The 25,092-nt window shown below is 48.7% G+C and carries 13 protein-coding genes; 4 read left to right on the top strand and 9 right to left on the bottom strand.

Going from position 1 to position 25,092, the window contains the following annotated elements:
* Positions 1 to 513: 513 nt before the first annotated feature.
* A complete protein-coding gene (locus HMPREF1254_RS07270; RefSeq protein WP_023058044.1) occupies positions 514 to 3,480 on the bottom strand; it encodes a PEP/pyruvate-binding domain-containing protein in 2,967 nt (988 codons plus the stop codon).
* A 313-nt stretch (positions 3,481 to 3,793) separates the two neighbouring features.
* On the opposite strand from HMPREF1254_RS07270, the gene gdhA reads away from it, so the two are divergent.
* The 3 genes from gdhA to HMPREF1254_RS07255 all read left to right on the top strand — a co-directional run bounded on the left by gdhA (position 3,794) and on the right by HMPREF1254_RS07255 (position 6,670).
* Positions 3,794 to 5,131, top strand: coding sequence for an NADP-specific glutamate dehydrogenase (gene gdhA, locus HMPREF1254_RS07265; protein ID WP_023058058.1), 1,338 nt, complete (start codon positions 3,794 to 3,796; stop codon positions 5,129 to 5,131).
* A gap of 17 nt (positions 5,132 to 5,148) precedes the next feature.
* Positions 5,149 to 5,733 carry a septal ring lytic transglycosylase RlpA family protein gene (locus HMPREF1254_RS07260; protein WP_023058115.1) on the top strand — a complete coding sequence of 195 codons (585 nt, stop codon included), beginning with the start codon at positions 5,149 to 5,151 and terminating at the stop codon, positions 5,731 to 5,733.
* Positions 5,734 to 5,812: 79 nt separating this feature from the next.
* Entirely contained in the window at positions 5,813 to 6,670 is an 858-nt protein-coding gene (locus tag HMPREF1254_RS07255) for an enoyl-ACP reductase FabI (protein WP_023058027.1), read from the top strand.
* A 103-nt stretch (positions 6,671 to 6,773) separates the two neighbouring features.
* Here the strand turns inward: HMPREF1254_RS07255 and HMPREF1254_RS07250 are convergent, their stop codons facing one another.
* The 6 genes from HMPREF1254_RS07250 to ruvA form a co-directional block, all read right to left on the bottom strand.
* On the bottom strand, positions 6,774 to 8,015 hold the full coding sequence (locus tag HMPREF1254_RS07250) for a serpin family protein (protein ID WP_023058076.1): 1,242 nt from the start codon (positions 8,013 to 8,015) through the stop codon (positions 6,774 to 6,776).
* An 82-nt stretch (positions 8,016 to 8,097) separates the two neighbouring features.
* On the bottom strand, positions 8,098 to 9,309 hold the full coding sequence (locus HMPREF1254_RS07245; RefSeq protein WP_023058066.1) for a mechanosensitive ion channel family protein: 1,212 nt from the start codon (positions 9,307 to 9,309) through the stop codon (positions 8,098 to 8,100).
* A gap of 45 nt (positions 9,310 to 9,354) precedes the next feature.
* Positions 9,355 to 10,617, bottom strand: a complete 1,263-nt coding sequence (gene dacB / locus HMPREF1254_RS07240; protein ID WP_023058002.1) for a D-alanyl-D-alanine carboxypeptidase/D-alanyl-D-alanine endopeptidase — start codon at positions 10,615 to 10,617, stop codon at positions 9,355 to 9,357.
* The gene (locus HMPREF1254_RS07235) at positions 10,614 to 11,057 is read right to left on the bottom strand and encodes a PH domain-containing protein (protein WP_036874153.1); all 444 of its coding nucleotides are present in this window, start codon (positions 11,055 to 11,057) and stop codon (positions 10,614 to 10,616) included. The genes dacB and HMPREF1254_RS07235 overlap by 4 nt, the downstream gene beginning before the upstream one ends.
* Positions 11,058 to 11,284: 227 nt before the next feature.
* Positions 11,285 to 18,865: a T9SS outer membrane translocon Sov/SprA gene (gene sprA, locus HMPREF1254_RS07230; RefSeq protein ID WP_023058062.1), complete on the bottom strand. Its 7,581-nt coding sequence runs from the start codon at positions 18,863 to 18,865 to the stop codon at positions 11,285 to 11,287.
* An 89-nt stretch (positions 18,866 to 18,954) separates the two neighbouring features.
* Complete coding sequence (ruvA, locus tag HMPREF1254_RS07225) at positions 18,955 to 19,569, bottom strand: Holliday junction branch migration protein RuvA (RefSeq protein ID WP_023058048.1); 615 nt, start codon at positions 19,567 to 19,569, stop codon at positions 18,955 to 18,957.
* Positions 19,570 to 20,005: 436 nt separating this feature from the next.
* Between ruvA and HMPREF1254_RS07220 the strand changes: the two genes are divergently transcribed.
* Positions 20,006 to 20,905 carry a diaminopimelate dehydrogenase gene (locus HMPREF1254_RS07220; RefSeq protein ID WP_036878265.1) on the top strand — a complete coding sequence of 300 codons (900 nt, stop codon included), beginning with the start codon at positions 20,006 to 20,008 and terminating at the stop codon, positions 20,903 to 20,905.
* Positions 20,906 to 20,957: 52 nt separating this feature from the next.
* On the opposite strand, the gene HMPREF1254_RS07215 is transcribed toward HMPREF1254_RS07220, so the two are convergent.
* Both HMPREF1254_RS07215 and HMPREF1254_RS07210 read right to left on the bottom strand, forming a co-directional pair.
* Positions 20,958 to 23,408, bottom strand: coding sequence for a S9 family peptidase (locus HMPREF1254_RS07215; protein ID WP_023058065.1), 2,451 nt, complete (start codon positions 23,406 to 23,408; stop codon positions 20,958 to 20,960).
* 57 nt (positions 23,409 to 23,465) lie between these two features.
* Positions 23,466 to 24,872 carry an aminopeptidase C gene (locus HMPREF1254_RS07210; RefSeq protein ID WP_023057993.1) on the bottom strand — a complete coding sequence of 469 codons (1,407 nt, stop codon included), beginning with the start codon at positions 24,870 to 24,872 and terminating at the stop codon, positions 23,466 to 23,468.
* Positions 24,873 to 25,092 lie beyond the last annotated feature (220 nt).

Raw genomic sequence — 25,092 nt, 5'->3', positions numbered from 1 at the left:
TTGGTCGCAAATACGCGAGAAATGAGCGATGTTTGTAATTTATTGACATTAAAGATGTTACGTTTGATACAACTCTTTTCATTCCTATTTTTACCATTTTTTGGCGACTAACCCATTGAGATAAGCCTGCAATTTGCATGCTTTAATGCTGCTGAAGCATGTGAATAACGCCCCTAATACATGTTTACAAGACCATTAAATCAATGTTTCAACATGAAAAGGCATTTATTTTGATAAAATCAGCCCATTTTTGCAGTTCGTTTGCCTATTGATTTTTTCTATTTTGAAGATTTTGAATGGCCGTTTTTTGGTAAAATAATAAGACAAAAACAACGGGTTGGTTGACCAAAAATGACATGGCTTAAAAGACGCAGCTCTTTCATTGAAGGAGAATTGTTGCACAACAATTGATGCAAAAGATCAAAGATTGTTTTTCCAACAAAATACCTTTCGTCAATGAAAGAGCTGTGATGAACATAGGGATTCATTCCCCACGAGCCGCCAAACCGTTCTCTATGTTGTAGGAAAGAGTACCACTCCCTCTTGCTTCTGACCGTCCATCAAAATACGCAATGGGACGTCAAACCGAACATGGCGAACATAAGTGGTTTCTTCGACAGCTGGCATAGCATCCAAAACATCTTGTCTGAACAAGCCACTGCCACCCACCTCATCAATCGTAAAATAGCCCACACCAAAACTGGTGAGGTTTTGGAAGAAGTGCGTGCCTTGACTTGGGTCGATACGGTAGTTGTTTAATGTGGTTTCGACAATGATCTTTGCACCGCTGATTTGTGGCCACTTTACTGGAATGCCCAACCAAGAATCACTCGAGCCCCAACGTCCCGGACCTATCAACACATAACCTTGACTTCGTGACAAGAACTGCTCATTGAGCTTTTCTATCTCCCCTACAATCGCAGGATTATTCTTCGCTGTGAAAGAAGCGTTGGTTTTTACGTAAACAACGTCACAAACATCGTCCATGATGCCATGCCCTAACGAGTTGTGCGAACGCAACAGACACCGTTCATCGGCGATGGCGACAACGTCCTCGTCGAGCCTTTGCTTGGAATCGACAATGGGACGGATTTGCAATAAGTAGAATTCCCCGGTCCTATCGGCATTGATATCACAGGCAAACTCTATTTCTACGGGACACCGCATGCTCTCCGCACCATAATTCATCGCCATTTGCATGATGGGTGCCAAAGGGAACACATCGTGTTGTAGCACATTGCAGAAAGATATCACCTTGCGCCCTCCGTCGTACAGTCCATCCCTCATGATCTGATTGTATGGGTCGTAAGTTGACGCAATATATTGCAGGGAGCCATCTGTCTCGGCAGACTTGACACCTAACTTAAGAATATTGAAACCGTCGTCTACCTGAAAATCCTGTCCCACGTGAGCCGTGTCGAGGGCATAGAATTGCGTTTGGGTCTCGCGCAACGCCTTTTCCAGTTCACTGGTCTGCAAGACATGGTGAGGATGATAAGGGGATACACGCAAAGTTTGACCGCCATCGACGATGTATTTGCCCAACCCCAATGCCAACGAGGCAATGCCCTCCTCGGCTTTTTCGTTGCCAATTGGATAATAATTCAGCGAGCGCAACACCCCACTTATCTTGGGATAATAGTGCGTACCATACTGCTTACCCACCACTTCTTGCAGGATGACCGCCATTTTTTCTTGATCGATAAGATTGCGGGTAGCCGTCATGTAAGCCTTGGAATCATGATAGAACACCGATGCATACACGCCCTTGATGGCACAAGCCAACATTTGGAGCATCACTTGCTTGTCATCAAGCGAGGGAATCATGTAAGTGGAATAGATTCCGGCAAAGGGTTGATAATGCGAGTCTTCTAACAACGAACTGGAACGAATGGCTATCGGACTCTTGGTGGCATCGAAAAACGTGATAAAGTCGTCGCGCAGACGCTCTGGCAACTTGGCTTTCAAGAAGCAGTGCAGAATCTCTTCGTCCGTCGCATCGCTCAAAGCAACGTCATAAAGATTGTTCTCGTCCATGAATTGGTCGAACAAATCTGTACAAAGCACCAGCGTTTTTGGGATTTGCACTTTCACTCCTTCGTACTGATTAAAGTCGGGGTGCATCTTGATGATATGGTCTAAGAAAGCAAGGCCACGTCCTTTCCCGCCCAACGAGCCTTCGCCAATACGTGCGAAGTGGGCATATTGATCGAATTTCAATCGGTCGAACACCGCTACCACGCCTATGTTTTTCATCTTACGATACTGCAAAATGGCATCGAAGATGATTTGCCGATGCGCTTGCAAGTCTTGCAACTTGTCCCAAGTGATGTTTTTAAGAAACTCGGAGATGGGGAAAATTGAGCGTGCGCTAAGCCAACGGCTCATGTGATTGCGTGAGACATGAAAGCGAAACGAATCATCCGGTATCTTAAAAATATTGTCTTGCAGCTCCTTGAGCGAATGCACACGCATGATTTCCTGACGAGTATGCGGGTCTCTAAAGATGAAATCGCCAAAGCCCATGTGTTCTTCAAAGATATGACGGAGGTCTATTCCCATCATCTTCGAGTTCTTGTCAACAAAGCGAAAGCCCTCCCTTTCGGTCTTTTCTCGATTGCTCGACTCTGAACTTTCCACCACTAAAGGCAGATAAGGGTTGCGCTTGCGAATCTCACGCAACAGCTTCAAGCCCGCTTCGGGGTCTTTCACTCCGCCCTTAGGATAACGGGCATCGCTGATAACGCCTAATATATTGTCCGCAAAACGATTGTAATAATCCATCGCTTCCTCATAAGTTCGTGCCAAAACCACCTTTGGACGACCACGCATGCGCAACGTAGCGGCATGTCGATTCAATGCCTCAAAGGACAAATGCTTGTTCTGCACCAATATGTAACTGTACAGATTCGGCAATATAGAACTGTAAAAACGAATGCTGTCCTCTACCAACAATATCATTTGCACGCCCCCTTCGGTGATGTCGTGTTCCAAGTTCATCTTGTCTTCCATCAGCTTGATGATAGACATAATGAGATTGGTGTTTCCCAACCAACAAAACACATAATCGAAAATGCTCAGGTCTTCGTTCTCCATCCTATGCGTAATTCCGTGAGAAAAAGGCGTGAGAACAATGCAATGAATGTCGGGAAAGGCGTCTTTAATATTGCGTGCCACGGTAAAAGCGTCATCGTCAGCGGTACCTGGCATACATATCACCAAATCTATCGGTGTGGACTGAAGTATGCGGGTAGCCTCTTCCGTGGTGCTCACCTGTGTAAAGGTGGGCGGATAGCGTAAACCCAACTCCATATATTCGTTGAAAATTTTCTCCTCTACCCTGCCGTCATCTTCCAACATGAAAGCGTCATAGGGGTTGGCAACGATTAAGACATTATAAATACGTCTCATCATGAGGTTGACAAAAGTCACATCCTTCAATAAAAAATTACGCCATTGAGAAGGCACAGAATCGCTCATAAATGTTTATTTCAAGAAGTAAGAACTAACCAAACGAAAGAGGTTTCCAAAATGAAGGTCCGTCTTTGATTGGACAATATCGACACGACAAATGTAGGAAATACAATGTATATGTACAAATTTCCAATGAACTTTCATCTATCCAAACGCCAACTATTATATAAGGTGTATTTCCATCAGTTTTCACATTTATAAACATTGAAACTAGAATTTATCCTTTTATATTTGGTGGGTATTTATAAAAAAACTATATTTGCCACGTCTTGGATACTATCCATGACATGTATAACCAACTAATTAAATAAATTCTACTATGGAAATTGAAAAAATCATGCAAGACCTGGAGAAGAAGCATCCAGGCGAATCTGAGTATTTACAAGCTGTCAAAGAGGTGCTTATATCCGTAAAGGACGTGTACAACGAGCATCCTGAGTTTGAGAAAGCTAAAATCATAGAGCGCATTGTTGAGCCAGAGCGCGTCATCATGTTCCGCGTACCTTGGGTAGACGACCAGGGAGAGGTTCATGTTAACATCGGCTATCGCGTACAATTCAACGGCGCCATTGGTCCGTACAAAGGCGGATTGCGTTTCCACCCATCTGTTAACTTATCTATTATGAAGTTCTTGGGCTTTGAACAAACCTTCAAAAACGCATTGACAACCTTACCTATGGGTGGTGCTAAAGGTGGTTCTGACTTCTCCATTCGTGGAAGAAGTGATGCCGAAGTCATGAGATTCTGCCAATCGTTCATGTCTGAACTCTACAAATATATTGGCCCGAGCACTGACGTTCCCGCTGGAGATATTGGTGTTGGTGGTCGTGAAATTGGTTATTTGTTCGGTCAATACAAGAAGTTGGTAGGTCGCTGGGAAGGCGTTCTCACCGGTAAGGGTTTGGAATATGGCGGCTCTCGCATTCGTCCAGAAGCAACAGGATTCGGTGCTTTGTACTTTGTGAATCAAATGTTGCAGACACGCAATATTGACATCAAGGGTAAAACATTTGCCATCAGCGGTTTCGGTAACGTAGCATGGGGCGCTGCTCTCAAAGCCACAGAGCTGGGAGGAAAGGTGATTACCATTAGTGGTCCTGACGGTTACATCTACGATCCCAATGGCATCAGCGGCGAAAAGATTGCTTACATGCTCGAATTACGCAGCAGCGGCAATGACGTTTGCAAACCATACGCCGACAAATTCGCAGGCTCTGAATTCCATGAAGGCAAGAAACCTTGGGAACAGAAAGCCGATATTTACTTGACATGTGCTACTCAAAACGAATTGAACGGTGAAGATGCTGACCGCATTTTGGCCAACAAACCTCTCTGTGTAGCAGAAGTAAGTAACATGGGATGTACAGCTGAAGCTGTTGATAAGTTCGTTGCAGCTGGACAACTCTTTGCTCCTGGCAAGGCAGTGAATGCAGGTGGTGTGGCAACATCGGGTCTTGAGATGACTCAAAACTCTATCCGACTCACTTGGAGCGAGGCAGAAGTAGACGAAAAGTTGCACTACATCATGCACTCTATCCACGAACAATGCGTGAAATACGGCACACAACCCGACGGATACATCAACTATGTGAAGGGTGCTAACGTGGCCGGATTCATGAAAGTAGCCCATGCCATGATGGAACAGGGTGTGGTATAAACCCAAAATAACGTAGGGTGAAGTTTCAAAAAATAAGTATTTTATTTTTAATTCTACTGACAGGCTTTACCTTTCTGCTGGCTCAAAAGCAGAAGGGTAAAGCCACTTATTATTCTAAAAAAGCGACTGGAACACGCACAGCCAGCGGTGAAAGACTGCATCATGATAGCATGACGTGCGCCCATCGCACCTATCCATTTGGAACATTGTTAAAGGTAACCAATCCTTCTAACAAGCAAGAGGTCATTGTCAAGGTAACTGATAGGGGACCATTCACGCGAGGAAGGATTATTGACCTGTCGTGGAGAGCAGCCAAAGAGTTGGGAATACTCGCCGACGGCGTTGCCATGGTGACGGTAGAACGCATCGAGTCGGCGGATATCATCAAGGTTCCATACCGCTCCAAGGAAAGAAGAGAATTGCCTGAGCTTGACTTTGGCGTTTCTACCGAAGGGGGTCGCTTCATTGATGCATGGGCGGACCAACAGAAACAAAATGCACATCAAACGAAAGCACAGCTCACTAAATTCAAGAAGGACAATGCTTTAGAAAACAAAAAGAAAACGCCAACACCGAAAGATAAAAAGCCTAAGAAGAAATAGGGAACAACTTCTAAGGAGGGCAGAACAGCTATTTCATTATTTTTACGTACCTTTGTTGCCAAACTCTTAATATATAAATATGAGCAACAACTTATTATTAGGAAAAAGAGGCATCGTCTTTGGTGCCCTTAATGAGCGATCTATCGCTTGGAAAGTAGCTGAAAGAGCTGTTGAAGAAGGTGCTAAAATCACATTATCAAACACGCCCGTAGCAGTGAGAATGGGTACTGTAAGTGCCTTATCCGAAAAGCTTCACTGCGAAGTAATACCCGCTGATGCTACCAGCGTGGAGGACTTGGAGAATGTGTTCAAGCAGTCTATGGAGATTCTTGGTGGCAAAATCGACTTCGTGTTGCATGCCATCGGCATGTCACCCAACGTTCGTAAGCATCGTACTTACGACGATTTGGACTACAAAATGTTAGACACGACGCTCGATATTTCGGCTGTTTCTTTCCATAAGATGATACAAAGCGCCAAGAAATTGGATGCCATTAACGAATATGGGTCTATCGTTGCGCTCAGTTATGTAGCCGCACAACGCACTTTCTTCGGCTATAACGACATGGCAGATGCCAAAGCTTTGTTGGAAAGCATCGCGCGTAGCTTTGGATATATCTATGGCCGAGAGAAACATGTGCGCATCAACACCATCTCTCAATCGCCTACCATGACCACGGCCGGTGAGGGAATTAAAGGCATGGACAAGCTCTTCGACTTTGCCAACCGCATGTCTCCACTGGGCAACGCATCGGCAGAAGAGTGTGCAGACTATTGCATCGTGATGTTCTCTGATCTCACCAAGAAGGTCACCATGCAGAACCTTTATCACGATGGCGGTTTCTCTAACGTGGGAATGAGCCTGCGCGCCATGGCCACTTACGAGAAAGGATTGGATGAATATAAAGACGAAAACGGAAAAATTATCTACGGATAAACACGTCATAACAATCAATTGTAAGGGCGACGCTACTGATGTAACGTCGCCCCTTTTTATTTCTTCCACTGAAAGAGCAATCTGCCAACGGTCTAAGAACCATTTACTTGCCTTGATAAGTACCCATGAAAAAGATGGTACCCGTACTGTGTTCAACAATGGCATACATGAAAGGACGGTTGGCATGGAACATAATGGGCTTAGAAGGAGGTACAGCTGCATCAAGTGTCTCAACCACCGTGACAGCTGCTGCCTTTGAGCCTTCCTCATCAACCTCGATCTTTGCCTTCTGTAAAACCATGGAAACGAAAGCTTTTGCCATTGACATTTTTGTCAAATCGGCCTTGCCACGCTCAAACATTGTGTTCATCCCTAACAGCTTCAACACGTCGTTCAACTCACGGGTGTACGCAGATGTAAAGCGTGGAAGCTTCAAATCAACCTCGCTGCTATGCGTGCTCTTCAGGTTGTCTTTCCACTTTTTGGCATCCATGGTCTGCAACAAGCTCGACAAATCCTTTCCCTCACGAGGCAAGAGCACCACCATTTCGTACGATCCATTGCCGTATGGAAGCACCACGGTCTGATAGTTGTCGTTCTCAGCAGCAAAGAATCGCTCTTTCTGATGCATCATTTTCACCGTCAACTTCTTGCCATCCGCCTGCGTAAACGATTCTTGCTGTGTACGTTTTTTATCAAACTTGTGATACCAAAGGCCTTTGAAATACAACGCATTGAGTAGATATGTAACCGCATCTGGATGGACACGATCCAACAATTTCGGCACCATACCGTGCGTTTGTTCACTCGCCCACAGGTTGATCAATGACAAGGTGGCCGGCGAACTGAAATCTTGATTGGTTACAAGCGCTTGATATTGTTTTTCAACCACGTTCTTAAAGTCGGGCTGCAGCGGTTTGTTTTTGTTCGCAACTACTGCATTCGCCATCGAAACCTTGGTCGACTTGTCCAACTTTGGCGATTCTATCATGAGTTGATGACAAAGAGAATTGATGTCTTGCACCTTGCCTGAACGGAACTCAAGACCCTCCAAGATTTCTTTCTGCGTATCTCCTACCGCCCCATTGGCAAGCATGCCGAGCGCATAAGTCACGCTCAGCGGCGAAACAAACACGTCTTGCTGCTCACCTTTCGACACCTCTTTAAAGAACTTCCACGCAAACTCATTGCTGTTTTCTACTTGCGCTTGCTGTGCTGTTGTCAGCTTGATGGTTCCCGGATTATACTTAATGTTAGGTGCAACAGGATCGTCTTCACTACACGATGCCAGCATACCAACCGACAAACAACATGCACCGATTAAAGGAAAAAAATGTTTCATCATATCTATTCTGTTTTAGTTATCTACTGATAGAATGACGAAAACATTGAAATCTTGCACCGATTTACAATTTATTTTTTATTTTTTATCTCGACAGCAGCTTGCCTTGAGGCATTACAGAAGGACGTTCGTAGATGTGCAAGCCAAACACTGGCGCCATGGTGTACGCCCACTCCATGATTTCGGCCATGTTATGTTCGTAGACAATCCATTCCTTGTTGCTCAGGAAGAAGTAAAACTGGATGGGCAAACCCGTATTCGTAGCCTCTAATTGGCGTACCATGCAAGTGAGTTCTGTATTCACCTCGGGCGATTGTTTGAGCCAGTTTTCCATGTACTTTCGATACAAACCCAAGTTTGTGAGGTCGCCTTTCAGCTCTTGCACCGTCAAAAATCCCTTTTCCTGGCACATATCCTTCAGCTCTTGCGTTGCCGGTTTGATAGATAAAAAGTCGAAATAAACCAGTCGTTGCACACGTCTTCCGCCACTTTCCTGCATGCCTTTCCAGTTTTGGAACGACCCTTCGACCAACGTCTTGGGCGACACCGTCACAATGGTGTTGTCAAAATTCTGCACCTTCACGGTGGTAAGCGTCATCTCCATCACCTCACCATCCACGGGTGTCGACGGCACCGTAATCCAGTCACCACGCCGAATCATGTCGTTACTGGTGAGACGGATGCCGGCCACCAGACCCTCGATGGTGTCCTTGAACACCAACATCAACACGGCAGAGGTAGCACCCAGACCGGCAAACAGCTTCATCGGACTCTTGTCTATCACCAAGGCTACCACCACGATGACACCGATGAAAATGGCAACTATCTTCAATACGCCGCAGAACGACTGCAAATACTGCTGCCTACTCGAGTTCTGTGTGTTCTCAAGATGGCGGAACGAGTTGATTACGGCAATGCCTAACTGCACCGAGGTCACCGTGATGTAGATGCTGGTGAGCCGGTTGAGCATCTCTTGCACAAAAGGTGCTTCATAGAACACCAACGGCAAGAGTTTGTAAATGACTACCGCTGGAACGATGGCACAAACCTTGAGCAGCACATCGTGGTTGAGCAACACCTCGTCCCACGTGGCATTCGTCCGTGCAGTGAGCTTCTCAATGACAGGAATCAGCAGTTTTTTGGCGATAATATAGCTGAGCCAAGAAAAGAAAATGGCTGCCAACGACATCGACACATAGCGTACAACGGGTACTGCCGCACCTGTAATTCCACACATCTGAATCAGATCTTCCACAACACTTCGTATCTGCTCCATTGTTTCTGTAATATCCCACATAATCTTTTATTGTTTATTCATGAATAATTTATCTTAACCTATACGTCATGGCAAGCACAACGCATGGCAAACTCTGTCTTGAAAAGCGCGTCCGTTTTTTCCGTACATCACCCCTTGGTTGATGATGGCAAAGCACAGCAGGTGCCCGTTTGAAGCCTCACAATAGCCCGCCAGACTGGTCACACCCGTCACGGTGCCCGTCTTGGCCCACACCTTTCCGCGGGTATAAGTATCTCTCAGGCGTTTCTTCAACGTACCATCCACACCCGCAGTTGGCATCGATGGCAGCAGATGGTTGTAGATATTTTGGTGTTGATAGCCATATTTGAGCAACTTCACTAACAGTTCTACACTGACATAATTGTACAATGACAGTCCGCTGCCGTCAGCAATTTTATACCGAGAGGCATCCAGTCCCACCTTATTTATTAGTCGGCGTACCACCGACCGCGCCTCTTTGGCCGTCACCGTTCGACCGTTTTCACGCGATACCAGCTGATAGAACAGCGCCTCAGCGTACAGATTGTCGCTCTTTTTCATCATCGGCAGCAAGATTTGGTCAATGCTGTGCGTCCGTTCACAGATGCGAATGGCTTCGGCAGGGCACTTTGCTACCGAACTGAAAGCTTCCACTTGGATGCCGGCCTCACGCAGCTCTTTCTCAAACTCGGTCATGAAATGGTCTTTACGGCGATACACCAAGGGTGACAACACGGGATTGTCGTCGTCCCAACACCATCCTTCACCCAACACGTCAAGGTCTTTCATACTTTTGTCGGCATACAGATTACCGCGTATGGTGTCCACGCCAAGCGTTTTCATACAATCGGTAAAGGCACGCATGTCATCCCTACCGAACTGCGGATCGAAGCCCCCAACGCAGTAGAGATCACCCATGAGGGTGCGATTTTGTATCGTTCCGGTGTAATAAAGTGCGGTTTTGAACTGATAACTGCCTCCCAACTTGTCGAGTGCGGTGATGGCTGTGACCACTTTCATGGTGCTGGCGGGGCGCATCAGTTGACGCTCGTTGTGGGCGTAGATGACACTGTCGGCCGTGAGGTCGTACACCATCAGTCCCAACTGCGAGGTTTCAAACATCTTGTGCGTAAGCAATTTGTCAATTCGTGCTTGCGCATTTTGTGGCCAAGGCAGTGCCACGCTATCGTCCGAGAGCGTGTCCATCAAGGCCACGTCGGTCACTTCCGAACTGTCGTTATCCGCTATGTCTTCGTAAACCACCTGCGCCTGCAGAGGCATATACATGCCCAGAACAAGCAAACAGGAAAGAAATCTTAATTTATTCATGTGTTTTGTAATGCGGAAGACGCATCCTCCGCCTGCTGACGCTTTGTTAATTCTTCGACAAACGCCCGTTCGTCCTTGGGTTGAACCGCCACCAAATGATGGGCACCATACTCGATAAGCAAATAATGAGATAGTCCAAAATTGGTGTGCATCACCCTACATTGTATGACATCGCGAAGAGGGACGCTCTGACTTCGCGAAAAACGCCCTTTGTCTATCAACAGAAATTCCATCTCCTCATCACGGTCAATGGGTTTGACACACGCAAAAGTATAGGTGGTGTGCAGCACACGTTCAATCATGCCCACGATGATGATAACGACCAACAGCCCAAATATAGCTTGCTTAATCCAAAAAAGATAGACGACAAGCATCGTAAAGAGTGCTAAGCCACACTTAAATCCCAAGGTGAGTCGTTGATGAAAAACACGTTGTGCCATGTATAAATATTAGCCCTTTTGGACAAACGAACATCGTTTGTAACTGCAAAAATACGAAATTATTCACGTTTTCCCCGCTCACATGCAGATATTTACATTCTTTTACAATCGGGTTATACGCCGTAAGGTTTGCCCCTCAACAGTTCATCGGCATACCAAAAGGCTGCCACGGGTCATCGCCATGAATACCAGGGAGCGATGATTTTGTCAAGAAAAATGGTCAGATTTTATCGGGTGAGACTGAACTTCAGACTGACGCCAAAATCATGAGTGGTTGTTGGGAAACTGCTGCTGGAGAGTAGCGGTGTGTTGGTTTGCTGGTCGTAATAAAGGGTCATGGTGAGCAGGCGCGACAGCGTATAATCGGCCGAGAACTGGAGCCGAAAGGCTGTATTGCCACTACTTGCGGCACTGGTCATGGTGGCAATGTCCCTACTGATGGCTGCCTGCCGGCGGTAACTTAGGTCGAGACGCATGTTCAGGTCACGGTTCGACCTGGTACTGTTGCGGTTGCTGGTGCTGCTGTTTTGCTGTTGTTGCTGCTGCTGGTCATTGCCCTTCGTACGTCGAGCCACACGTCGTTTGTTGCCGCCAAATAGCTCCAGGTTGTTAATCTTATACGCCATGCCCAGCACCCAGTCGCGACTGACGGCCTCATTGATTTGCACACTCGTGGTACTGAGGTTCAACACGCGCGTTGACCGATATTCCAGTCGGGTGGTCAAGTTGTTGTTAAACGTGACATCCAGTCCCAGTAAAGGCGAGAAGGCCTCGTTGATGCTCACCGCAGAAACGTTGTACATGCTGCTTGGGACGGGCATTCCGGTGGTGGCATTGGTGACGAATCCCAAGCCGTTCATAAACTCTTGGAAGGTGCTGTAGCTGCTGTACGACCCAATGGCGAAGATGCTTTTGTAGGAATGGTTGAGGGTAACGCTCTTGAACACATCCCTGAACCAAGGCAGTTTGCCCAGACCGCTGTACCGAATGGTCCAGTTAGGCAGCAGTCTTGCCAACGAAGGGAAGATGTTGAGCGAATGACCACCCATGCTGGTGTAGGTGGAGAGGAAGGCGGGTATCATGACATCCGAGCTGTAGCGGTCTACGCCACCATTGGCAGCCTCGAAAGGTTGGCCGGCCAGCGGTGTGCCCTTGGGGTAGACAAAGCCCGCATATTGCGCCTCAACCCGCTGACGGAAGCCGTCAAGCGACCGGCAGAAATCATCAAACGACTTACTGCGGAAACCGTTGCCAGCGTCACCTATCCCCTCAAAGGCGCTGCGAAGCGAGAGGGTGGTCATGGTGAAATTGCCGGTTTGGGTCATCGGGTTGCCCTGATACATGTATTGCACGCTCCTTGAAGTGGTTTGCGTGCGACTGGCATTCAAATCGATTTTGAAGTTACGCACAGGCTCCAAAGTCATGCGCAGCTGCAGGTCTTGCGTGTGATTAGACGTGGCCGGCGTGGCTATGGAGTCGGAAATCAACAGCCAATTGTTTGCCCTGGCTCGCTCAATGTACGAGTCACCCACCATACCAAAGGCGAAGTCGAGGCCTGGCGAGAGCGCGCTTGGTGCCTTGGTCTGCCCGAAAGCATCGCCCACCGTCGGCAAGAATCCCGGTAACGCCATGGCGTAGTCGTCGCGATAACTCACACTGACGTTGCGCACCATCATCAACAGGCGCGCCACCGACTGTGCCGTTCGGTACCAACCTTTATTCTCCAGCGGCTCTTTCGGTAAGACGGTAATCTTGAGTTTCAGGGCCGAATCGACCTTATTCTTGATGCGGATGGCGTTTGGATCAATCTTCTTGTACTTCAACTGATAGGTCTTGCCATCCTCCGTGCGGGCCGAAACGATGAGCCGCTTGCTCTTTTTGCCGTGGCTCACGGTGATGGTGGTGTCGGGCAGGAGCGTGATTTGCTGCTCAAATCCTTTCTTGTTCTTGGGTAATTGTTTCTTTTGCGCCTCGGCTCGGGCATCTTGTGCCGAACGCCTGGCTGCGTTCCGAGCATTCTTGTTTTGGGTGTTTCGGTTACCATCGTTGCCAACGATTCTCGATGACCGTGAGCGGTTGGTGGCGTTGCGCTGCGGATCGCGGTTGAATCGGTCGTTCGTTGCTTTCAGGAAGGGAATGTGATTGTACAAGCGTTGCAGGTCAAAACGGCCATTGACATTCACCCTTCGGTTGGTTGTGACGATGTTGCCGAGCGACGTACCGTCCTCTAAATGGGTTCCACGAACCCACGAATAGTTGGACGAGTAGTTGGCATCGGCGGTCACCCAGTCGAAAATAGGAATGAGGTTGAGCGGCAATTGATACGACAAGGAGAACTGTTGACGGTAATCCAGCGGCGTGCCAAAGTTGCGAATGCTGGTTCGCACCGAGTCTTTCCAGGCCGAATAGCGGTCGGGATACAGGTCTTTGTTAACGGGGGTATAAGGCTCTTCAATCTCTGCCTGGGTGGTACTTTGGAAGTTCATGTGGATGTTTTTGGTGAGATCCCAACGCAACGTGAAGTCTCTGTTCCACATAAACTGCTGATTGAAGGTCAATGGGAGTTGTGAACCGCCAAGGTCTTGCATGTCACGCTCTTGCAATTCGTAGTAGTTGCGCATCATGTCGGTGTTGAAGGCGATGTTCTGCGGCAGCCAATTCAGGCCGAATCGCTTCAGAATGTCAAACCATTTACTCTTGTTCTTGATTTTCTTGAATGGCTCCAAAGGCTTGAACACGGGCGTCCAACTGTATGAAAGGCTACCGTTCCAACTGTCTTCTTTCTCGTAAACCGTGGTTTCTCCGCTGGTGTTTCGATGCGAATGACTGTACGAGAACGAGAAGTTGGCTGGGTCGTAAGGCATGGGGTGACGCTTGGTTTGGATGCCCACGCGCACGTTGGACAACGAGAAATTGGTGTTGGTGGTCTTGGTCACGGCGATGCTCTCTATCGAATCTCGCTCCTGACGGTTAGAGGCAGCGTCCAAAGCATCTTTCAATCGCATGTCTGTGTCCAGCGGATTGTACTTCGGACTGAGCTGTTCTTGCTGCACACTGTAATACAAAGGTGCGCTTACATGAGCTTTTTCGGGGAAGAATTTGCCCAGTTCAAAGTTGGCTGTCACGCTGTAATTCTGGTAATCATCGGTAGATCTTTGGGCCACACCCTCTTCCAATCCACCAAAACCTTCACTCATATAGCGGCCTTGGAGATTGACTGTTCCGAAATCAGACATCTGTACATTCAGGTTACCTTGTGCCGCCCAACCGCCTTCGTTGTTGTATTCCAGCAAACGAAGCTCATTGACCCACACCTCACCCGACTTCACTTCGCCCGCTTTGTTGCGCACACCAATCATCATAGTCTTCACCTCACCCAGCGTAGGGTTACCCATCACGCTGACTTTGTTGTTGGGTTTGTCGGGATCGTAGCTTGTGTAAACCCGATTATACGATGCTTGTCCTTGCGCTTTGTCTTTGTTTCTCTGCCGTTTCAGATCGGTGAATAGCTTCAAAGGAATGTCCAACATGTTCTCTTCGGGCCACACTTCACGCACATCCGACAACGAGTAGCGGTTGTATTCCTTGGGTGCCGTCAGCTTCAGGGGTATCTCATACTCGTAGTAGTTGCTCTTGTAATCATTGCCCAAACGTACGAAAACAGCCAACTGACCATCCTGCAAATTGGTCGTGTTCTGCTCCATGGCGTTGGCATGCACGAACATTTGCAGGCGTTTATACTGACGCAGATCGACTGAAGCGTTCTTATAAACCGCCTTGGCATCACCCGTAGCGAGATTTGAAACCACGATATCCAACGCCTGTTCGTTGGCTTCAACCAGCTGACGTTGTGTGGGATCTTGCGCTCTTCTAATGCCAGGAGGCAACACATAGTTGACAGGTGTCTTGTCATTGTTCTCCTCTATATTGACTGAACTCACTGACATGGTGCCCGAATTGGAACCCGCAGGATCGAGTTGTTGTTCGTATATGCGCCAATCTCCACGCACCAAATCCAGGCTACCGAATCGCAATACGATGGGTTTTTCAAACCCTGTGAGGAACATTCGCATGAAACGGATGCTGGTGAAGTCGGAGATTGAGCCGAAACGGCGTTCGAATTCGCGTATCGGAATGCGGAACTGATACCAGGTAACTGGCTCCTTTTTCTTGTTTCTTAGGGGCGCTATGGCATCACGTTTGTCGACAATGAAGTTCTTTCCAACAACCAAGTCTTCCGGACGGATGGACACATGATACTGAAAATACTTTTCGTATTCGTTCAAAGTGTAGTCTTGATTGATGTCTTCCACGTCGGGTGTACCCTTGTACGACGTGTCATAACGCTCGCCGCGCGTATCGGTATCGGGCGAGTTTCCTTGCGGATTATTGATGTATTTGTACCGTCTTAAAATGGAAGCCTGCATCTCATCGTAGTCGCGGCCACGGAAATAATGATAGTTATCGTTAGCCACGTCGTTCAAAATGGAATTGAACACGTCCGGACTTACCTTGCCCTGAATCTGCTTCAAGAAGTCTTGATAAGCCTCAAAGTTTTTCTCTTCCTCGTCTGTCAACCCGTTGAAGCCCAAATCCTGCAATGCTCTTGCTCCTTTGTTCGTGGCAAAAGCATACGTCACAGTGGCCGGAGTGGGAATCTTTCCCCATTGGGTTGTGATATAAGTTTGCGTTCCATCGACGGGAAGTCCACTCTCATAAAACTTCTTTCCGTCATGAAGAATGTCCTCGCTAACCTCACCCAGGTTGATATAGAAGTCGCCTCCGTACTCGCTGGCCGTACCTTCTTGGCGGGTATAGATGAACGGGTCGAGCATCCAGAACTCGATATATTCGATGTTGGACGATTCAAAATCGCTGTAATCCAGCTTCCGCATCATGCCACCCCACTTCTGTTTGGGATTGTTGAGCAACCCCTTTGCCGTCAAATCAGGGTTGAAGTTGTACGGTCCACGCTCGCTTGGATAGTACGCAAGGTTCAAGATTGGGAGAGTTGCGGTGGCTCCACTGTAGCTACTTTGGTCGCGCTTGGGGTACAACTCCCTGACATACACCTCGCGGACGTAATGGTTGGACAGCTGTTCCAAGTCGCTCTTGATGTGCTTTGGCGTCAAAGAACTGCTGCGACGGGTGAACAATGGGTCGATGGTATACCAAGCCAAGAGCGACCGATTGTAGCCACTGCGCAGGGTGGTCTTGTCACTATACTCGGGAAACATCGATGGCACACTCGACATAATCCATGATGTTGGCGTTGAAACATCTATCTTGTTGGTCGTATTCTCAAAGTCATCGAGATACGAAGCGTTGTCTTGCGTACCATGACTTTGCCCTGCAATGAGCTGTGCAAACTCGGCATTGAGCGAGATGTTCGATGGTTGCGTCAGGTGTAAGAATGGAATTTTGTTCAACACATTGGTGAGCCACTGACTTTCCTTCTTCCAGTTTAGGTTGACTCCCCACAGGGTATTGTTCAACGGCTCTGACCCCATGTTCACTTTGTTGGTTAAGGCTTGTTCGGAAAGATGTTGCAACGTACCACTCAGTTGCAGGTCTTTGCTGAAATCGTACTCCCAGTTCACGCCGAACATCGTCTTTCGTTCCTGCGCAAAGTCGGTGTTACTCTCCAACGAAACGTTGACGTTTGTCCCCGCATTGATAATACTTTGGTTCAAAATAGTCACCTCACCAGCCGCATAGTCAACCGAGTAATCGGCATTCTCGGTCAACCTAACACCGCCAGCCGTCACCACAACCGACCCTTGCGGCACGTTGTAGGCTCCCAAGGAGATGACGTTGGCCGCCGAACCCCTGAACTGTCCCATCAGCACATACTTGTTTTTCTCAGCGATTTGCTTGGCCACGGTCTTGGTAGAATCGTACAACTCGGTGAAAGCATACCGCTTGGCTTTCTCCTCATTCACGCCTTTGCTCACCAAATAGCGATGGATATACGACCCAAAAGGCTCTGCCACGGGGAAGAACACACGGCCATCGCTCACCGTATAACCCTCCACAAAGTCAAAATAACCGTTGCTATGCGGTTTGTTGTTGTTATCCAATCGGTCGGCACCCAGCAGTCGTATGATGGGTTGGTCTTTCACTTGAGGCTCGGGAATATAGGTAAGATAAACGCCGGCAGTATCACTTTGGAACTTCACATCCAAGCGAAACTTCTCACGCTCCACCCTACTGGCCAACTCGTACACGTTCTTCATCATCAGCCTCCAGTTGCCCTGCCGTGGGTTGTTACTGGTATTTTTGAGCGACTTGACGAACAACGCCGCGTTCACGTCGGTCACGTCACTGGCGAACTCGCCCACCTGATAGGTGGCGCCACCGTAGGTATACTCGTACGCCACGGCCAACACCTGGTCGGTTTGCAATCCCATACGCAGCGAAACATACCCCAATGCCGTGTTGACCGTGTATTCAGAGGGGTTCAACAGGCGCGCGCGTTCCAGCTTCTCATAGTCTACACCGCCCACAAGTCCACCCCCATCGAGCACCGTTGTCGACTGGTCGATGTTGCGTGCCGACGCAAGTTGCCCCACCAACGTGCCGTATTCGGTATTCGCATTGTTAGAGGGAACCATCTGTCCCGTGGCGTTCCACAGGCCATTGGAGATGTATTTGTTCTCGCCCAGGTCGGTCAATGCGATGATGTTACGGGTATTTGTGGTGACACCCGAATTGTTGGTGACCCAGATTTCCACCCGGTTGATTTTCACACCCGATGTCAAATTGGGCAGCGACCTCATGTTGTCGTCGTACGTCTGACGGAAATATTGTGACAAAAAGAAATGCCGATTCTCTTCATAATTGGCCACATCAATCTCGAACGGCGTAAACTGTGCGCCACCGCGCGATGACACACTCTTGTCGGCCGACTTCTTCTGAGAGGCCACCATCTGCAACTTAAGCTTGCCAAACTGCATGTCTGTGCGCAGACCGAACAGCGAACTGGCGCCCTTGATCAACGAAGAGTTGGACGGAAACGATATGTTGCCCCCCTCAACCAGCTTGATAATCTCATCCTCCTTGCCGTCGTATTTCAGTTTAAGGTTCTGCGCATCAAAGTCAAACGTGGCGTCGGTGTTGTAGTTAAGGTTCATGTTCACCTTGTCACCCACCCGACCATTGACGTTGAGATTAATCTTCTCGTCAAAGTTCATCGTGGTCATCTTGCGGTTGCGGATAGGTAACGAGGGATTGTCTATCTTCTTCACCGTGCCGCCAAACTTCAGTTCGGCCGTTCCCTGCGTCTTGATGCGCACGCCGCCCGGGCCGAATATCTTCTCAGCGGGCCCCAGTTCAAAGTGCATGTCGGTGAAGTCGAACTTCTCTTTCCCTTTGTTTTCAAATATTTCTGCGTTCTTCGAGCGGAAATATTGGTCGAAAAGTCGTTTCTCACTCCATGCCCGATACTCCTCCGGCGTCATCATGATGGGTGCGTTGAGCCACGCCGCACCGATTTTCGAGCCGATGATATACCGGTCAAGCGTATCGTTGTAAATCACATCTTGCTGTAGGTTTTGGGGACGTTTCAAGTCTAATGGACTCTGATTCAGGTCGTCAATCGTCACCGGGAGCGTGCGCTGAATCTTCCAACGTGGATGCAACAACGAATCGGGGATGTTGAGTTCATCGTCCAACTGGGGCTGCGCCTTGATGTTGATGGTGTCTTTCCGCTGCGGTTTTGTCTGCTTCTGAGGCTGTTGCCTGGTGGTTTTCCGCGTGCGGTTGTCTTGCCAAAAGGGCATACGCATGGCATAACTCGCCATACTCATGACGAGCAATGTCACAACAAAACCATATATGCGCCTTTTATTTCGCATGCTGACCTAACGCGATTGACACGTACTTCACCACGGCACGCTTACTTGATTTGCTTCAAAGCCAACTTCACCACCTGCTCTACCGGCAGCGATGGGTCGGCTTTCAAGATGCCCTCCACCACTTTGGCACTGGGAGCGGGCGAGAAACCCAGCATGGTGAGCGCACTCACCGCCTCGTCACGGATGCTGGCATCCACCGCCGTTGCAGGCTCACTGCTTACATGCAGCTCGGTGGCAATGCCGCTGCTCACGATTTTATCGCGCAGATCTACGATGATGCGCTGTGCCGTTTTCAGTCCAATACCTTTGACGGCCTTTAACATCCGCTCGTCACCATTGGCGATAACGTTGCACAACTCGGCGGGCGAGAGGGTGGACAAAAACATCCGCGCCGTGTTGGCACCCACGCCAGACACGGTGATAAGCAGGCGATACAACTCGCGTTCCTGCTTCGAGAAGAAGCCGTAGAGCGTGAAATTGTCATCACGTCCGCCCGTCACCAGCGATTCATGCACATACAACTTCACCTCTTTCTTACCCTGAATGGCGCTGTAGGTGTTCAGCGAGATGTTCAATCCATACCCCACACCTGCGGCTTCGAGCACAGCCAGTGCGGGAGTTAATTCGGTCAATTCACCCCTGATGTATTCTATCATATGTTATAATGTGTATATATACGATAGAGATAACGCAGCAACCGCCCGCTTATTGCGTGGCGCATGGAAAGAATGAACACACCATGCAGCCGCCATCCAACCGCTCACGCATACGGGCGACATTTTCAACACATGGCATTGGGGGTTTTAGAGCATTGAGTTTGGGTGGCAAAAGCATTGGGTTTAAAGGCCAAAGTCTATGGGTTTGCACACCAAACTCAATGACTTGTTTTTATAACCAAAAAGGGTTTGCAACATTCAAAGAAATGTAAAAAATGCGATTATCCTTTTAAATCATCTTTGTTTGTCTGGAGAAATTTATAATTTTGCGAACGATTATCATATTTACAAACATAAAAAAGATTGTTTAACGGGTTCGGCAAGGGCATGGATAATCACCCCCAGCCGGGCGCAATACATGAAAAGAAAATCAATTATGACGAAAATCAGAGCCGCCGTAGTAGGCTACGGCAACATAGGTCACTATGCCGTTCAGGCATTGGAGGCCGCAGAAGATTTTGAGATAGCTGGCATCGTACGCCGCCAGGGTGCTGAGAACAAACCAGCCGAGTTGGCCGCTTACAAGGTTGTGAAGGATATAAAAGAGCTGACAGACGTGGACGTGGCCATCCTGGCGACACCCACACGCAGCTGTCTGGAGCACGCCCAGCAGATTTTACCCCTTGGCATCAACACCGTGGACAGCTTTGATATCCACACAGACATCGTTGATTACCGCGCTGCCTTAATGCCCTTGTGCAAGCAGCACCATGCGGTGAGCGTCATTAGTGCGGGATGGGATCCGGGATCCGACTCCATTGTGCGCACGCTGATGCAGAGCTTGGCACCCAAAGGTCTTAGCTACACCAACTTCGGGCCAGGCATGTCGATGGGACACAGCGTGTGCGCCCGCAGCAAGAAGGGTGTGAAGAATGCGCTGTCGATGACCATTCCATTGGGCGAGGGCATCCACCGACGCATGGTATACGTGGAGTTGGAAGACGGTGCCACACTCGATGAGGTGACCAAGGAAATCAAGGCCGACCCCTATTTCGCACACGACGAAACGCATGTCATGGCCGTTGAGTCGGTCGACGCGGTGCGTGACATGGGACATGGCGTACACTTGGTGCGCAAGGGAGTGAGCGGTACCACGCAAAACCAGCGCATGGAGTTCAGCATGAGCATCAACAACCCTGCGCTCACCGCACAAGTATTGGTCAACGTGGCACGCGCCAGCATGCGCCAACAGCCAGGATGTTACACAATGGTGGAGCTTCCTGTCATCGACATGCTGCCCGGTGAGCGGGAAGACCTCATCAAACATTTGGTATAACAGCTTTAACCTTCCCTCCTTGAGAGGGAAGGAAAGCTAATGAAAAGCAGGTCTACAGCTTCGGCTCTCCGTACAGATTGTCCCACCAAGTGGAATCGTCTTTGAGCCATTTGGCGAACCATGCAAAGATGGTATTCTGCCATTTCAGGCGCTTGTTGTAATCGGTGATGTGGTGATTCTCACCATCTACCACCACAAAGGCCGTGGGTCGTCCCAAGAGTTTCAGTGCCGTGAACATCTGGATGCTCTCGCCTATCGGCACATTGGTATCGGCACTGCCATGCAAAAACAACAACGGCGTGTGAATTTTGTCGGCATTGAACAGCGGACTTTGGTCCACATATAGTTTCTTGTCCGTCCAAGGATAACGGTTGGCCATGCTCACTTCGCTGTAACTATAGCCCCAATAACCTTCGCCCCAGTAACTGGTATGGTCGCTGATGCCCGCATGCGATATGGCAGCCGCAAAGAGATTGGTCTGCGTTTGCAGGTATTGTGTCATGAAACCGCCATACGATGCGCCGATGCATCCAATCTTCTTGCCATTGATAAACGTATGGTCGGCCACAAATTTCTTCGTTCCTTCAATGATATCTTCAGCCACTCCTTGCCCCGCTGTGTTGACATGACGGGAAGAAAACTCTTGTCCAAATCCCACGGCACCACTGGGTTGGATGACCAACACGACGTATCCCAACGCAGCATAAGCATGGTGAGGATAGCGTGTTTCAAAGTTACGGCTCGTTGGAGAGCATCCTCCATAATAATTAACGATGAGCGGATAACGCTTTGATGGGTCGAAATGGGGCGGCAAATAATAGCGCGTGCAGATGGTGTCTCCATGCGAATTGACGAAATTCCAAGCCTTGCATTCCCCCAAGCGAATACCTTCAAGGGTTTGAAGGTTGGTGTCTTCCACCACTTTTGGACGCTTGGCAGACAGGTTCATGGTGTACACACGGTCGGCATTGGACGCACTTTCGCCCGTCCATGCCATGATAGGAGCCGAATGGGCGAACGACATGCGTTTGACAACCTCTTCGGGTTGATGGATTTTCACTATCTTCTTCGACTTCGTATCACAGTAGTAAAGGCTCACGCTGTCACGGTTCATGGCAGAAAAATACAGCTTACCATCGGCGTGGTTCCATGCGTATTGACTGATGCCGGGATTGAATGTCTTGGTTAGCGGCGTGACCTGTCGGTCTGAGAGTCGCAACGTAAACAACTGATAGTCGTACATACTCGGCACTCTTCCTTTGGGAACGTTGGCTCCGATGCCGTTGAAAGCCTCGGGAGAACCCATCACTACAATCTCTTTTCCATTGGGTGAAAAGGCCGCACTGGCAATGAATCCATCGTCACAGACCAGCGTATCGGCTTTCAGGGTACGCACATCCAGGCAGAAAATAGAGAATAAAGTGGTGGGACGATGAGTAAGTCGGGTGCGAGTGGTCATGAAGAGCACCTTGGAACCATCGTTATTAATGTCCAAGAGCGACACATCGTGATAGCCGAAGGTAAGCGGTTGGGCCAGTCCGGTGCGCAAATCAAACTTCAACAGACTTGTTCTGTTGCGCCAACCCGGTTGCCTATCCTCGGGTTCTGTAATCTCATAGACATCACGATCCTTCTTCTTTCCCTCGTTTTTCTGCATCACCACCAGGTAATCAGCAGTGGGTGACAGCACGAAAGAACCCTCCGGCAGATTCGTGGCGATGACTTTTTCGACGCCTGTCACTACGTCTGACGTGACCAACTCCCTACTGTTTTTGCCCTGACGAGCCCAATATAGCTCGTGAGAATGCGGCATCCAGTGAACGACTTCGTTACGAGTTGCCACGATATGACCTGTCTTGAGTTCCTTCACCTGCCAACAATATGACGCTTTGCCACCATGAGCCACGTCCCGAAAAGCCGTGATGAGGTATTTACCATCAGGCGAAAGCTCCACACCAGTCACGAACCTACGGTCGGTCAGGCTGCGCAATGTGAACGTTTTCTCGCCCTCACCAACCGAGAATTTGACTCCCTTCTGGGGCTCAACCTGTATGTCCAGCGTGTCCGATCGGCCGCGTTTAGAAAGATATTTCACCACCACATCGTGGGAACCCGGCTCTAACGTCAGCTTACCATCACGACTTTGCTGTCCGTCTACATACAAATTGAAATCGGAGAGCTTGCCCACTCTGACCGTAGCCTGACCATATCCGTGGGCTTGAATGCGAAAACCCAGCAAATGAAGGGCGTATGGCGCATCGGAAATGGGCAAAACTTCGCCAGAAACTTCTCGTCCCTGGCGCACTTGTTGCAGCGACAAAGGCGTGTCCAGCAGCGACTTGGCGTTGAACGTATGGCCCTTTACATCGACACTATCAATCATCAGGGGACGCTGTACCACAAAAGGACCGGCATAACGAACCGTCTTCACGGGGATGACAGAGCTGTAAACAAAATCAGCTGTCAACAAGACAGCTGATAAAAGGATATAAAACTTATTCATTATTTTCAATGGTTAGAAATGGTAAAATGGAAGGATAGCCCGCCATGACCTCAGTCCTTACTCATCACACCCAAAGAGAGGATCCTCGGGCATGACCATCGTTGGGGTCTTGCCGTATTCCTTGAGCAACTTCGCAGGTACGTATTTCTTATCAACAACTAAGCGGAACATATACTCATTGAACCACTGATTGGTCATAATGAGGCAGCCTTTCTGCCCGTAGGTGGGTCCCCAACTGTTCTCAACCTTCCACTTCAGCGGCTTGCCCTGTGCGTCCAAGTCGACAGCTGTCAATGTCATGGCATGCGTAGAGCCGCTGTCAAACGTGGCAATGCGGTCGGCCTTGCCCATGTTGAACGTTGTTCCCAGCAGGCTACTGTAATCATAGTTGTCCACATCCATATAGCCTCGCTTGCGATCCAGCTGCTTGCCAACATCGTAAGAGCTGTACATCTTGTGCCCATCTTTCAAGCTGGCGATGGCCAACTTCGCAATCTCGTCCATCGGAAGATTGAGGTATTTCCAGTTGTGTCCATCGTAACTGTGGCGATCATACTCCACTTCGTAAGTTTCATGATAGGCCCGTCGCGGGTCATTCATCACCATGATGAACGTTCCGTTGAGTCCATGTCCCACCGTTTCGTCATAAAATTCGCGGGGCGTATAGCGCTTTTGTGGTGTAACAGCCTTGCCATCTTTGTTTTTGAAAGCGTAGGTAAAGCTCTGAACAGGCTCGCCAATGGTTAGCGACAAGATACGATAAACAGTGGCAAGCATTTCGGTTTTCCGTTTTTCCACCTCAGCTTTTTTCTTTTTAGCGTTCACCATGCGTCGCAATTCCAGCCCATATTCGCGCAATTTGGATGACAACAAACGAGCCATCACCCTGGTGTTGTCAGACGAATAGGTCTCGGGCATCACGCTCATAGGTACCAAACCATACTTCTCGGCCAAGTCGGCAACCCCGCAAAAGGTACCGCCATCATTGACAGGATTCTTGAAGAAGAACTGCATTCGCTTATCATCCAATGGCTTCGACGCATTATCTATGACACCTTGCAGCATGAGATTGGCCTTCTCCAGCTGGTCATAAAAGAACAAGTAAGCATGTGAGAACTCCACGGCGAGCGTATCTTGGTGCCGTTTGGCAAAGTTCGCGCGCAGCACGTTGAAGCCCGAGAACATCCAACAGCGGCCACTTTTCTGCTGGTCGTGTATGCTCTGCTTGGGTGTCTCGATGCTGAAATACGTGTCTACCGCACCCTGATTGGCATGATTTTTAACCAAATCGTCAATGTTGTTCGATGCCACAGCATTGATGATAGCCTTATCGGCCGGTGAAGATGGTTGTGCCTGCTGTATCTTTTTCAACAGGTCAGCAGAAAGTCCACCAGGCTTTTGCGCTCCTACAGTCAAGCACGAGAACAGCAGGACGGCAGCCAAGAAGAAAGATTTTTGTCTCATGATAGATTTGTTTGTATAATTGATTTGTTGACAAAAATAAGCATTTTTCATGAAAAAATTCAGCATTTAAGGTTAAAACTCATTTTAACAGACCACATTACAAATGTTCCTCACAAGATATTCGGTACGGAGAAGATATTTTCTTTACCAACGGAATCCCTTTTGTTTACTTACGGATGACAACGAAAACCGTCTGCGTTAATAAACCTTTCGTTTGTTA

This window comes from Prevotella sp. BV3P1, assembly GCF_000479005.1.
Lineage (GTDB): Bacteria > Bacteroidota > Bacteroidia > Bacteroidales > Bacteroidaceae > Prevotella.
Note: the sequence above shows the minus strand (reverse complement) of the source record. Positions and strands in the feature narration are given on the sequence as shown.

Coding starts and splice junctions, on each gene's coding strand:
- HMPREF1254_RS07270 (WP_023058044.1), bottom strand. CDS start 3,480: ATGAGCGATTCTGTGCCTTCTCAATGGCGTAATTTTTTATTGAAGGAT.
- gdhA (WP_023058058.1), top strand. CDS start 3,794: ATGGAAATTGAAAAAATCATGCAAGACCTGGAGAAGAAGCATCCAGGC.
- HMPREF1254_RS07255 (WP_023058027.1), top strand. CDS start 5,813: ATGAGCAACAACTTATTATTAGGAAAAAGAGGCATCGTCTTTGGTGCC.
- HMPREF1254_RS07250 (WP_023058076.1), bottom strand. CDS start 8,015: ATGATGAAACATTTTTTTCCTTTAATCGGTGCATGTTGTTTGTCGGTT.
- HMPREF1254_RS07245 (WP_023058066.1), bottom strand. CDS start 9,309: ATGTGGGATATTACAGAAACAATGGAGCAGATACGAAGTGTTGTGGAA.
- dacB (WP_023058002.1), bottom strand. CDS start 10,617: ATGAATAAATTAAGATTTCTTTCCTGTTTGCTTGTTCTGGGCATGTAT.
- HMPREF1254_RS07235 (WP_036874153.1), bottom strand. CDS start 11,057: ATGGCACAACGTGTTTTTCATCAACGACTCACCTTGGGATTTAAGTGT.
- sprA (WP_023058062.1), bottom strand. CDS start 18,865: ATGAGTATGGCGAGTTATGCCATGCGTATGCCCTTTTGGCAAGACAAC.
- ruvA (WP_023058048.1), bottom strand. CDS start 19,569: ATGATAGAATACATCAGGGGTGAATTGACCGAATTAACTCCCGCACTG.
- HMPREF1254_RS07220 (WP_036878265.1), top strand. CDS start 20,006: ATGACGAAAATCAGAGCCGCCGTAGTAGGCTACGGCAACATAGGTCAC.
- HMPREF1254_RS07215 (WP_023058065.1), bottom strand. CDS start 23,408: ATGAATAAGTTTTATATCCTTTTATCAGCTGTCTTGTTGACAGCTGAT.
- HMPREF1254_RS07210 (WP_023057993.1), bottom strand. CDS start 24,872: ATGAGACAAAAATCTTTCTTCTTGGCTGCCGTCCTGCTGTTCTCGTGC.